Consider the following 12,870-nt stretch of genomic DNA (forward strand, 5'->3'; position numbering starts at 1 on the left):
TCAGAGATTGGCTTTTCTGGTGATCTTCTTCCTGGAAAGGTCGATCGTCTTATTCGTCACGAGCGGCTTCGCCCAGAACCCGACGCTCAGGATGTACCCGAGCGTGGCGTACAGAAAGATCATGCCGTAGCGAAGACCGGCAAGATCGCCCAGCCATCCAACGATGAGCGGCACGACGGCACCCCCGACGATGCCCGTAACGAGAATGCCCGAAAAGGACCCGTGATGCTGATCCATGGAGTTGAGTGCCAGCGAGAAGACGATCGACCACATGACCGAGGCGAAGAACCCGACCGCCGGGAAGGCCACGAGCGCCATGGCCCCCGAGCCGAAGAGTCCGGCCGTCAGGGCAACAATGGCCCCGAGCGTGAACCAGATCAGTACCCGGCGACTGTCGATGAACTTCAGCATGAGCAGTCCGAGCAGGGTGCCGGCCGTCATGGCACCCCAGAAGAACGACACGGTACGGGCACCAACCGTCTGTGGGTCGTAGCCGTGGTAGGATGACAGGAATTCGGAGATCCAGTTGGCGACACCCTGTTCGGTGCCTACATAGGCAAAGATCGCCAGGAAGTAGAGCACCACGATCGGATTCTTGAGCAGCTTGAGGTGCGTGGCCAGGGCACCGACCTGCTCGTCGACCTTGCGCTCTACCGCCGGGAAGCGTGAGCCGGCGATGATGACCACCATCACTGCCGACACCAGCGCAAAGATCCAGTAGAGTGAGATCCAGGGAAGCTCCGACGGCACGATGTCCGAGAGGAACCCCAGAATGCCACCGGAGGACGCCACCGGATCGGCCAGGTTGAGCACGAGATACGAGTAGACGAGCGGGCTCAGGAAAGAGGCCAGACCAAAAAAGAGCTGACCGAGCACGGAATTGAAGGCAAAGTGCTCCTCTCCTCCCGCCGCCCGCAACAGCGGATTGATGGCCACCTGGAGCGCCGCCATACCCGAGCCAATCAGAAAGAGCGAGACGACGGCGACAAGGTAGTTGGGAAAGAGGGCAAACACGAGGGCACCGACGAAGGCCACGCCGAAAGCACCGACCATCGTCTTTTTCTCACCGATCCGCTCCACGAGCAGGCCGGAGGGAATGGACATCACCCCGTAGGCGATGAAAAAAGCGAAGGGCAAGACGGCCACCAGTGTCAGGCTGAGATCGAAGTCTTCGATGATCTCCGGGACGAGCGGCCCGATGATGTTCGTCAGAAACGAAATCACGAAGAAGATCAGCAGGATGAGACCGACGATAAACAGGTTACGCTGCATAATACCTCCTGGGAAGGGAAAACAGGGGAAAAGGGGATAGCCGCTGCAAAGGCACGTAAACCAACTTCCCGGGACCTGTTGTAGGAACCTGGCCGCCCGTCTCGCGCCGCGGCGTTCGATACACCGGCGCACGGCGGGACAGAGGCCTACGTACACAACCACACCGACAATGGCTGCGCCTAGGGCGGCAGCGCGGGATGCCGCCTCCCGGTCCATGCCAAATGGTTCGGGTCACCGGTCAGCGCGCCGGGCCCGGCAAGTGTTCCGGCTTCACCCGATCGTCCGCCGGCTCCACAGCGGATGCCCTGGCCATAGCACACTCTCGCGATTGACCGAAGAACGGAGAAGAGGTGTGACGGGTACGGAGGGGCATGCGCATGCCCGTAAGCAAAGCACCCGGCTATGCGGGGCAGCAAAGCTGCGCGGCTGGGATATCCGGTACTGGCAGCCCGGGCGTTCGGATACGACCGGATAGGCAGATCCCTATGGCTGCAACGAGCAACGGCACGATGCAGCCGCCAGGTTGCCCTGGACAACAGGAGGGGCAGTTTCGTGAGCATCTCTGGTTCGGTTAGTGTACACGAATGGTTTCCGGTACCGTGTGCAGGCACCGAAAACCACCCGGGCCGCGACGTAGGGTCGCGCTCGACCAGAGAAAGATGGAGAGGAGAGGCTGCTCGGGGAGGCAGCCCGCTATGTGGAGGGCAATCCCTGATAACCTAGGATAAAGACTTTTGAAAGTCAACGTATAGCGGAGGTCCTTGCTATTGAGGGCATGGCTGCCCCTGACTAACCGAACCAACCGTGTAGGACGCGTTTGGCCGCACAGGTCGTGTTACACGTGTCCCGTCAACCCGGGCTCTCCGGCGGGCCATGGGGCGTACCCGTGAAGGATGCAGCCCATTGCTCCCGGCAACGACGCCTTCCACGGTGTCGACCCATTCTATATCCTTTGATTACAACGCTGTGTCTCGGTGTTTTCCAGCCTCTTCCGCCCCCTCCTTTTCCCCTAAGATTCGTTACGACTTGACTATTTTTTAAAGCCTCGCTATGTTGGCGGCGCCTCTCGTGGGTGTTGCCGCGGGAGGTGTTGGTCATGGCCCGGAATGCAACCGGTTTCATTTGCCGATACGACGTCGTTGTCAATGAAACCGGTTGCATCAGGGAAAATACTGGCTGCTGTCGCGATGAAACCGGTTGCAAAGCGAAGATCTCGTTCCGTTCGCAATGAAACCGGTTGCATACGCGCTCTGCCGAGAAAGACGGACCTTTTTGCCGGCATAGCGGCACCGTCCACGGGGAAAGGCGCTCCGCGCCGGGCAATCGGACGATCGCCGCTGGAAACACCCCAGACCGGGTATCCTTCCGTGCGAGAAGGTCGAGGAGAGACGAACGCCGTGGCCCCGAGCCACACACCACACGCCCTATCAACAACACCTCAGAACCATGTTTAGAGCTGCTACGGTCTCCGGCCTGCTTCTCGCACTGGCCCTCCTGCTGGCACCGTCGAATGCACGGGCCCAGGATACGCGGCAGATCACCGGTACGGTGATCGAAAGTGAGACGAACCAGCCGCTGGTCGGCGTGAACGTCTTCGTGCAGAATACGACCATCGGCACGGCAACTGACCTCGATGGACGCTACGCGCTCATCGTCCCCGCCAACGCTGACACGCTCGTCTTCTCCTTCATTGGCTTCCGTACCCTGAAGGTAGCAATCGACGGCCGCTCCGTTATCGACGTCGCCCTGGACCCCGATGTGGCGGCACTCGGCGAGGTGGTCGTCGTCGGCTACGGCACCCAGCAGCGGAGCAAGGTGACCGGTGCCATCACCTCGATCCGCGCTGCCGAGGTGCAGGATCTGCCGGTGGCCAGCTTTGAGAATGCGGTCCAGGGCCGTCTTGCCGGCGTGGTCGTGCAGGAACCGACGGGTGAGCCCGGCGCCGCCCCCAACGTGCGGGTTCGCGGCACGGGCACCATCACGGCCGGCAGCGACCCGCTGTACGTGATCGACGGCGTACCCATCTCGAACGACCTGAATGTGCAGGGAACCGTGTCCCGCCGGCGAGCCTCGTTCCGGCCGCCGCCGGGGAACCCCCTCGCCATGCTGAACCCGGGCGACATCGAGTCGATCGAGGTGCTCAAAGACGCTTCGGCGGCCGCCATCTACGGCTCGCGCGGCTCCAACGGCGTCGTGCTCATCACCACGCGCTCCGGGCGACGCGACGGCCAGCCGGTCGTCCGCTTCAACAGCTACGTCGGCATTCAGGAAGTCTCGAACAAACCGGATCTGATGAATGCCGAGGAGCTCATCGAATTCACCCTGGACGCGCGCAACAACAACTACATCCAGAAGTACGGCGCACCACCGCCCAATCCGCGAACCAACGAAGGGCGCCCCGAAGACGACGACTTTGTGCTCATCCCCGAGCAATACGTCAACTGGGATGGTACGGATACGGACTGGCTCGACCTGGTCTTCTCGCGTGCGCCGATTGCAAGCACGAGCCTCTCGATCACCGGCGGCACCTCCAACATGGGCTACTACCTCTCCGGGGGCTATCTCACGCAGGAGGGCATCATCGAAGGCTCTGGCTTCAACCGCTACACGTTGCGTGGAAACCTGGTGGCGAACGTCACCAGCCGGCTCGAGGTGGGCGCCCGGCTGAATGCGGCCTTCAGCAAGCAGGATCGCCTTCCGGCCTCGGCACCGTACTTTGCCCGGCCGCCGGGTATCGTCTACTCGGCCCTGGTCCACTCGCCCGTCATCAAGCCCTACAACGCCGACGGCACACCGAACCAGCTCGACGGGCAATCCTACCTGGGCGGCGGTACCACCTCGGCAAGCAACCCGCTCGCCATTATGGAGGCCGTCGAAGAAGAACTGGGCATGCACCGCACGATCGGGAGCCTCTACGGCCAGTACGAACTCATCGACGGGCTGCGCTTCAAGACGATGTTCGGCGCCGACCTGATCGACTACAGCCGCTCCTTCTACCGCGGCTTCGCCTTGCTGTACCGGACCGACCCCGAGCCGGAGCCCTATGGCCAGTCCTCTTCGTCCAACAGCGTCAACTGGATCGTCGAAAACACGCTCTCGTTCGACCGCAGCTTCGGCAATCATCACAACGTCTCGGCCGTCGTCGGCTATACCGCCCAGAAAGAGACGATCGAGATGAACGAGGTCATCGCCCAGAACTACTCGGACGATGAAATCAAGACGGTCAACGGCGGCCAGGTCACCGGCGGCTTCAGCCTCCGCGAGGCGTGGTCACTCCAGTCGTGGCTGGCCCGCGTCAACTATGACTACCTCGAGCGCTACCTGCTCACCGCGACCGTCCGTGCCGACCGTTCCTCCCGCTTCGGACCGGGCAACCAGACGGGCATCTTCCCCTCCGTCTCGGTCGGATGGCGGCTCTCGGAGGAACCGTTCATGGACCGGTTCGACTACATCAACAACCTGAAGCTGCGCGTGAGCTACGGCAGCACGGGCAACTTCCTCATCCCGAACTACGGCTCGGTCAGCCTGCTCGAGCAGAACGGGTACGTTTTCAACGACAACCTCGTCAACGGTGTGGCTCCGCTCACGCTCGGCAACGAAGACCTGAGCTGGGAGCGGACAAACATGCTCAACGCCGGCCTGGACGCAGCCTTCCTGCAGGACCGCATCTACTTCACGCTCGACTGGTACCGGAGCATCACGAAGGACCTGCTCCTCAATGTGAACGTGCCGTCGGCGCTCGGTTTCACCGCGGCGCTCACCAACATCGGAGAAGTACTCAACCGGGGCTTCGAATTCTCGCTGACCTCGCGCAACCTGGTGGGTGACTTCTCGTGGTCGACCGACCTGAATTTCTCGACGAACTACAACGAGGTGCTCAAGCTGGGCCCCAGCGGCGATCCGATCCTGAGCGTAGGCGCAGCCGGCCTGCGGCACATCACGCGCGTCGGCGACCCGATCGGCAGCTACTACGGTTACGTGGTGGAGGGCATCTACCAGTCGGAAGCGGAGATCGCCGCCGCACCGGAGGACAAGCTGGCGCCGGATCCCGCACCGGGCGACTTCCGCTTCAAGGACATCAACGGCGACGGCGTGATCGACGCTGACGACCGGACGGTGATCGGCAACTACATGCCGGACTATACCTTCGGCATCACGAACACGTTCAGTTACAAGGGGCTGGAGCTGAGCATCTTCCTGCACGGCGTGCAGGGCAACGAGGTCCTGAACCTGACCGCACGCCACCTGAAGAACGGCGAGGCCAACTTCAACAGCTACGCCATCTTCAACGAGCGCTGGCGCTCACCCGAGGAGCCCGGCAACGGCAAGGTCCCCCGAGCCGACCGGCAGTCCGGTCTGCACGGCAATAACAACCGTCCCTCCTCTTTCCAGGTAGAGGACGGCTCCTACATCCGCCTGCGCACGGTGCGCCTGGCCTACTCCCTCCCGCCCTCCCTGCTCGGCAGGCACGTGCAGAACGCCACGATCTACGTCTCCGGCAACAACCTGAAGACGTGGACCGACTACCTCGGCTTCAACCCGGAGGTGAGCCTGCAGCGCAACAACACGACGCCGGGCGAGGACTACGGTGCCTACCCGCTGGCACGGACCTTCACCGTCGGCCTCAACATGACGTTCTGAGTGGGGGTGCGTTTCGAGCACCATCACCGTCTCCATCGGACAGACCACGCGATATCATGCGAACGACCTATCTTTGCCTGATCTGCTTACTCGGGCTCACCGCATGCGGCGATGACTTTACGCTGCTCGCCCCCGAGTCCCAGCGCAACGCGCAGACCTATTACGACCAGCCCACCGACATGGAAGTCGCCCTCAACGGCGTCTACGACGCGCTCCAGCTCGCGGGCACCTACAGCCAGAGCTACTGGATCATGCTCGAGATGCGCAGCGACAACACCGACCAGGGCGCCGACGTCACGGGGCTGGCCCGCGAACTGGCCGTAATCAACGACTTCCAGGAGATCCCTACCAGCGAATTCGTCGGCAATGCCTGGACGGACTCCTACAAGGGAATCAACCGGGCCAATACCCTGCTGGCCCGCCTCGACGACGTCGAGATGGACGCCGCCAGAAAGGAGCGCATCCGCGGTGAGGCCCTTTTCCTCCGCTCCCTCTTCTACTACAACCTGGCCGTCCTCTTCGGCAACATTCCGCTCGTGCTCGAGGAGACACGCTCGCCCAACCAGCCCTTCGAGCAGGTGCCGGCAAGCCGGATCTACCAGCAGATCATCGCCGACCTCCAGGCTGCCGCCGAGCGCCTGCCTGCCTCGTACTCGGGTGCCGACATAGGCCGCGCCACGAAGGGAGCCGCTCTCACCCTGCTCGGCAAGGTGTACCTGACGACCGGCGACAAGGGAACCGCCGCTCAGGTGCTGCGGCGCGTCGTCGACGAGTTCGACTACCAGCTCGTAGAAAACTACGCCGACCTCTGGGGACCGCAGAACGAGAACAACGTCGAATCCATCTTCGAGGTCCAATACAAGGCCGGCGGCATCGGCGAAGGGAGCCCGTTCACGGATACGTTCGACGCGCAGAACCGCCCCACCCCGGACCTGATCGCCGCCTACGAAGCAGGCGATCTCCGCAAGGCCGCCTCGATCACAGAGGAAGGTTTCTGCGCCAAGTTCCCGAGCGACCCCTTCAGCCAGTTCGACGCGGACAACAACTTCCCCGTGCTGCGCTACGCGGACGTGCTGCTCATGCTGGCGGAGGCCCTGGGCGAGAGCCCCGAAGCCTACGCCCTGATCAACCAGGTACGGGCCCGGGCGGGTCTCGCCCCGATCGACGACTCCACCCCGGGCACGTTCACAGAGAAGCTGTTGCACGAGCGGCAGGTCGAACTCGCCTTCGAAAACCATCGCTGGCCCGACCTGCTCCGCTTCGGCGTCGCAGAATCCCGAATGGCCGCTCAGGGCCTGCAGGCCCGGCCCCTCTTTCCGATCCCGCAACGCGAGATCGACGTCGCACCGGACGTCATGACCCAGAATCCCGGTTTCTGACGCATGCGCCGGGGGTGGCGGGGAGGCAATCCCTCTCCGCCACCATTTCCTTGCCCTCCCCGATAACCCACTTCGGAGACCACCATGTACCGGAAATCCTCCCTCCTCCTCGGCTTGCTGATGCTGCCCGTACTCGTTGTGTCTGCCCAGCCGGAACAACCGGTCGAAGAATGGACCGGCAAGACCATCCTGCTCATCGGCGCCCACCCGGACGACGACTCGCAGGCGCACGGCACGCTCGCCCGCCTCGTCGCTAACGGCAACGACGTCCACGTGATGCTGCTCACGCTCGGCAACGTCGGCACCAAAGATCCCAACCTCTCGCGCATCGAACTGGCCAAGATCCGGCGTCAGGAAGAAGTCAATGCCCTCGCCCAGCTCGGTATCCCGGAGGAGAATTACATCAACCTGGGCTACGACGACGGGCGCGTCGAATACGCTGACCGGGAAGAGATCATCGAGCGCATTGTCTTCCACATCCGCCGCCTCCGCCCGAACGTACTCATGGCGTTCGATCCCGGCAAGGGGGCCCAGCGGTGGCACAAGGCGGACCACCGCGCCGCCTCCTACCTGGCCGCCGACGCCGCCCGCGCCGCCGAGTGGCCCCTCCTCTTCCCCGGCCACCTCGTCAACCACAACCTGGAAGCGCATCAGGTCGAGGAGTATCTCTTCTTCGACACGGCCGACGCAAACACGTGGGTCGACATCACCGGGTACGTCGACGCCAAGATCAACGCCGGCCTGCAGTACGTGAGCCAGTGGGGGCCTCACGGCCAGAACCGCTACGAGGGCCCGACCCTCACGCCGGAACAGGAGCAGCTGGTGAGAGAGCGCCTGCAACGGCGCATCCGCATGCGGGACGGCAAGCCGGTAGAGGCCTTCCGGCACTACAAGGGCGTCCCGGACGGCATCGGCCGCTAGCGTTGTTGATGAAGGGTCCATGCAGGAGATCGTTTCGTCACCGCCCAAGCACCCGAGCCGGAAGAAACCCGTGCTACGGCCAACGGGGCTAACGCCGGCCGTGACGAAAGCAGTCGCACGTCCTCCGCAGAGGAAGTGACTCGTTGCATCCAGCCTGGCTTCCCCTCCCTGGTAGACCGCTCCGGCATGCCGGAAGCACTACGGTTTCCGGCATGCCGGGGGTATTCACCCCTTCACCACAGCTCCCTCTCATGCGCATTCTCCTCCTTTTCCTCACGCTCGCTTTTCTCGGTGCGGACTGCGAAGCCGCGGAACGGGTACCCATACGGGTCGAGAAAGCCGTCGCCGGCGCGCCGATCACGCTCGGCGTCCCCTTCCCGAAGGGCACCCTGCACTCGCCGGACCACGTGCGGGTCCTCAGCACGGACGGCCGGGAAATCCCTTCCCAGATCACCGAGGTGACCACCTGGGAGCCGGTCGACCCGAGCGTCAAGTGGATCTGGGTCTTCTTCTTTGCCGAGGACAGCGAAGACTACGTGCTCGAGTACGGCCCGGACGTCCGCAGGGCCCCGCTCACCGGGCCCACGCTGCGCGTGGTCAACAACCAGCGGTCGTACGGCTTCGCCGAGGTCGACACCGGCCCCCTGCGCTTCCGGATCGACAACGGCGGCAACGGTTTCTTCAAAACGGTCGAGCTGGACCTCGAGGGCGACGGGTTCGAAGAGGACGATGTGATCGCCACCGGCCCCGCGGGCCGCGGCTCCTTCCTCGACCTGCTCGACGACGCCGGGGTGGACTCCTCGCACGCCGTCGTCACCCGCACCGTCAAAGAGAAGGGATCCGGGCCCCTGCACACGATCCTCCGCGTCGAGGGCGTCTACCGCTACGGACGGGAAGACAACCGCGAGGCCCCTTTCATCACCCGCATCCACGCCTACGCGGGCAAGACCTACGTGCGCGTCCTCCACACGATCGTCTACACCGGGGTGCCGGACAAGCACACCCCGCAGGAAGGCGAGCACGCGGCCATCGCCACGGGAAACGGGCCCATCCTCGACGAGGAGATGGCGCAGCAGGATACCGGCTTCCTGGAACCCAATGACCGGATCCGGGGCGCCGGCCTCCAGCTCAACTATCACCTGGACGACGCCCTGACCTATCTCACGACCTACCACGGCGGCACCTGGTGGGCGCCCGGAAAGACGGAATACTACAGCACCGAGGCCGGCGGTCGCGGCGAACTCTACGTCCTGCAGATCGGCCCGGACGTTACCCGCAAGCCCCCGGTGGCCAACTCGACCGCCACCGAGCGCATCGACGGCTTCGCCGTCCGTATCGTCGCCGACGGACACACCGAGGTCGAAGGCCCGCGGGCCGGCGGCTGGATGGACGTCTCCGACGCACGGCGCGGCGTGAGCGTCGGCACCCGGCACTTCTTCGAGGAATACCCCAAGGAGATCAACCTCGACGTCGCCGGCGAGCGCGTACAGGCCTACATCTGGTCGCCCCGCGTCGAGCCGATGAACTTCGCCCGGGCTTCGCTCGAACTGGATGGCGGCATGATGGGCAACTTCGCCGAAGGCACCGCCAAGACCACCGAGTTCTTCTTTCACTTCCACGAGGCGACCGACGACCGCGCCGCGCTCACCCGGGTGGCGGAGTACTTCCTCGATCCCCCCGCCCCGCACGTCGATCCGGCGTGGTACACGGCCAGCAACGTCTACGGCAGGATGGCGCCCTACGCCGAGCACTTCGCCGAGTTTGAGCGTGGCATCGACTACAAGCTCGCCTGGTGGCGCTTCAACCAGGCATGGGAACCGTGGTACGGCCTGATCGACTACGGCGACGGCAAGACCTACTACTTCAACGACGACTGGCACCTCTTCACCAACAACGAGCCTGCCACCGACTTCATGTGGTGGATGGCCTTCATGCGAACCGGAAAGCGGGAGTACTACCTCACCGCAGAGGCCACGAGCCGCCACACCATGGACGTCGACAACATCCACTGGCCCACCTACCCCGAGTACGTGGGCGACACGAACGACGCACTCGACTTCTTCAAGGTGCAAGAATACCCTCCGGGAACGCCTTACCTGGGCATGGGACGCCGGCATGCCCGGCAACACTGGACGGCGCTGCTGAGCGCCCATGTGTGGGTACCCGGGTGGATCGCCTCCTACTACCTTACCGGCAACCATCGCGGCCTCGAGGTCGCCGAGGAGACCGCGGGCTACTACCTGCGCCGCATCTTCGGCGACCACGGGCTCACCGGCCGTCGCCTCTACCTCTCCGTGTGGAACCTCGCCGAGGTGTACGACGCCACGAAGGATCCGCGCTATTTCGAAGAGTTGAAGGACCGCGTCGACCGTATGCTCCGCCTGGCGCAGAGCCCCGATCAAGGCGGCAGCCTGGTAATCGACCGCTACGGCTATGCCCAGGTGTACGTCTCCCAGGGCCTGGGGGCCTACTACCGCATGACGGGTGACGAGCGTGTCCGCACGGCCCTGATCCGCCACGCGCGCCACGTGCGCGACCTGCCGCCGCTCAACCACGAGATGGAGTCCTACCTCTCCTCCATCAGCAGCCTGCTGCTCGGCTATGAGCTCTCAGGCGAACCGAGTCTCCTGGAGGAGGCCGTCAAACGGGCCCAGGTGCTGCGGACCGATCCGCTCCCGAAGGCGCCGGAGACCTATGCGACGCAGCGCGAACTCGCAGAGGCCCTCGAAAGCGTCAGCCACCTGCCGGAGTCCGAGTCGCGCCGCGGCGCCATCTGGAAGATCACCAACGGCCTGCGGGTGTTCGGCTGGACGCATGCCTACAATGTACCCTACCTGGTATACTGGCTCGAGCACGCGGAGCCGGCCCGCGTGATCATGTCCAACGGCCGCCGCCGGTAGAATTTTCGTTGAGACACGGCCGCTTCCGGCAGTAGTCCCCGTGTGGGGTCCTCCGCTTTCGTGTCATGCCTGCAAAGACACAGACCGATAAGGACAACCTGCAATCCCTGCTCGGCTCGCTGAGCACGACCCGTCAGGTCGGGCTTCTGCTCGGGCCGGCCCTCTTCGTGGTGATGCTCGTGCTGCCGCCACCCGAGGGATTGCCTCTCGAAGGCTGGCGCACCGCAGCCGTCGGCCTGCTCATGGCGGTGTGGTGGATCACCGAAGCGCTTCCCATCCCTGCGACCGCCCTCCTGCCCATCGTGCTCTTGCCCTACCTGGGCATCACCGGCATCGGCGACGCCACCGCCCCCTACGCCAACCCGGTGATCTTCCTCTTCATGGGCGGCTTCATCCTTGCCATCGGCATGCAGGAATGGGGGCTGCATCGACGCATCGCACTGACCATCATTCGGGTAATCGGCACCCGGCCCACGTCGATCCTGCTGGGCTTCATGATCGCCTCCGCGTTCCTGAGCATGTGGGTGAGCAATACCTCCACGGTGCTCATGATGCTGCCCATCGCGGTCTCCATCATCGACCTGATGAAACGGCAGGGGGTGATCGGCCTGGCCGGGACCAGGTCGAACTTCGAGCTCGTGCTCATGCTCGTCATTGCCTACGGGTGCAACATCGGCGGAATGGGCACCCTCGTAGGCACGCCGCCCAACGCTCTTCTGGCCGGCTTCTTCTCCGAGACCTACGGGATCGATATCGGCTTCGCCCGGTGGATGATGATCGGCGTCCCCCTCGTGGTCGTCTCGATCCCGCTGGCGTTCCTGCTGCTCACCCGTGTCCTCTATCCGATCCGTGTCCGCAGCTTCGAGGGCGGGCAAGCCGTCATCATGCGCGAGTGGAAGGAGCTGGGCCCCATGAGCATCGCCGAAAAGCGCGTAGCGGCCATCTTCGCACTGACAGCCCTGCTCTGGATGACCCGCCCCCTCCTGGCGAATGCCCTGCCGATGCTCTCCGATGCCGGTATCGCCATGACGGCGGCCATAGCCCTGTTCCTCGCGCCGTCCGGCTCGCTCGAGAAGCCGTTCCTGCTCGACTGGCCGGCCGCCCGCGCCCTCCCCTGGGGCGTGTTGATCCTCTTCGGCGGCGGGCTGAGCCTCGCCGGTGCAATCAGTGATACCGGACTGGCCACCTATCTGGGGGAACGCATCGCCAGCCTGCCGGGCTGGCCAACCCTGGCCGTCCTGCTGCTCGTCGTAACGCTGGTCGTTTTCCTGACCGAGATCACGAGCAACACCGCCACCGCTGCCGCCTTCCTGCCGATCCTGGCCTCCGTGGCACTCGGCATGGACCAGAACCCCCTGCTGTTCACCGTGCCCGCTGCGCTCGCGGCGAGCTGTGCCTTCATGCTGCCCGTGGCCACCCCCCCGAACGCCATTGTCTACGGCACCGGCCACGTCACGATCGGCGAGATGTCGAAGACTGGCCTGTGGCTCAACCTCCTCTTCATCATTCTGATCACCCTCATCACGTACCTCCTCGTCGGCCTCGTCTTTGGTGTGGAGGTGAGCCAGCATGGGGCACAGCATCTTCACCAGACCCGCTTTTTCACATGACGGCTGACCAGACGCTTCATACCATCCTCAACAGGGCCGGCAAAAACAAACCGGCTTCCTCCCGGCCATCGTATCGACCACGCTCCGATCCTGGCGACGACATCATTCAAACGGTATCCCCCCGGCGTACCGTTTTTCTCCCTTGCG

At 63.9% G+C, this 12,870-nt stretch carries 6 protein-coding genes; 5 read left to right on the forward strand and 1 reads right to left on the reverse strand.

Going from position 1 to position 12,870, the window contains the following annotated elements:
* Positions 1–1,272 carry a sugar MFS transporter gene (locus tag GQ464_RS18635; protein ID WP_166977706.1) on the reverse strand — a complete coding sequence of 424 codons (1,272 nt, stop codon included), beginning with the start codon at positions 1,270–1,272 and terminating at the stop codon, positions 1–3.
* A 1,446-nt stretch (positions 1,273–2,718) separates the two neighbouring features.
* Between GQ464_RS18635 and GQ464_RS18640 the strand changes: the two genes are divergently transcribed.
* From GQ464_RS18640 to GQ464_RS18660, 5 genes are all read left to right on the forward strand, one after another.
* Positions 2,719–5,913 (forward strand): SusC/RagA family TonB-linked outer membrane protein, encoded by a 3,195-nt coding sequence (locus GQ464_RS18640; RefSeq protein ID WP_166977708.1) that lies wholly within the window; start codon positions 2,719–2,721, stop codon positions 5,911–5,913.
* Positions 5,914–5,969: 56 nt separating this feature from the next.
* Positions 5,970–7,292: a RagB/SusD family nutrient uptake outer membrane protein gene (locus tag GQ464_RS18645; protein WP_166977710.1), complete on the forward strand. Its 1,323-nt coding sequence runs from the start codon at positions 5,970–5,972 to the stop codon at positions 7,290–7,292.
* Positions 7,293–7,376: 84 nt separating this feature from the next.
* Positions 7,377–8,213, forward strand: coding sequence for a PIG-L deacetylase family protein (locus tag GQ464_RS18650; protein ID WP_166977712.1), 837 nt, complete (start codon positions 7,377–7,379; stop codon positions 8,211–8,213).
* 251 nt (positions 8,214–8,464) lie between these two features.
* Entirely contained in the window at positions 8,465–11,113 is a 2,649-nt protein-coding gene (locus tag GQ464_RS18655) for an exo-rhamnogalacturonan lyase family protein (RefSeq protein WP_166977714.1), read from the forward strand.
* Positions 11,114–11,178: 65 nt separating this feature from the next.
* A complete protein-coding gene (locus GQ464_RS18660) occupies positions 11,179–12,723 on the forward strand; it encodes an SLC13 family permease (protein ID WP_228350450.1) in 1,545 nt (514 codons plus the stop codon).
* The last annotated feature ends 147 nt before the right edge of the window (positions 12,724–12,870 follow it).

The sequence above is a fragment of the Rhodocaloribacter litoris genome (assembly GCF_011682235.2).
GTDB classification, from domain to species: domain Bacteria; phylum Bacteroidota; class Rhodothermia; order Rhodothermales; family ISCAR-4553; genus Rhodocaloribacter; species Rhodocaloribacter litoris.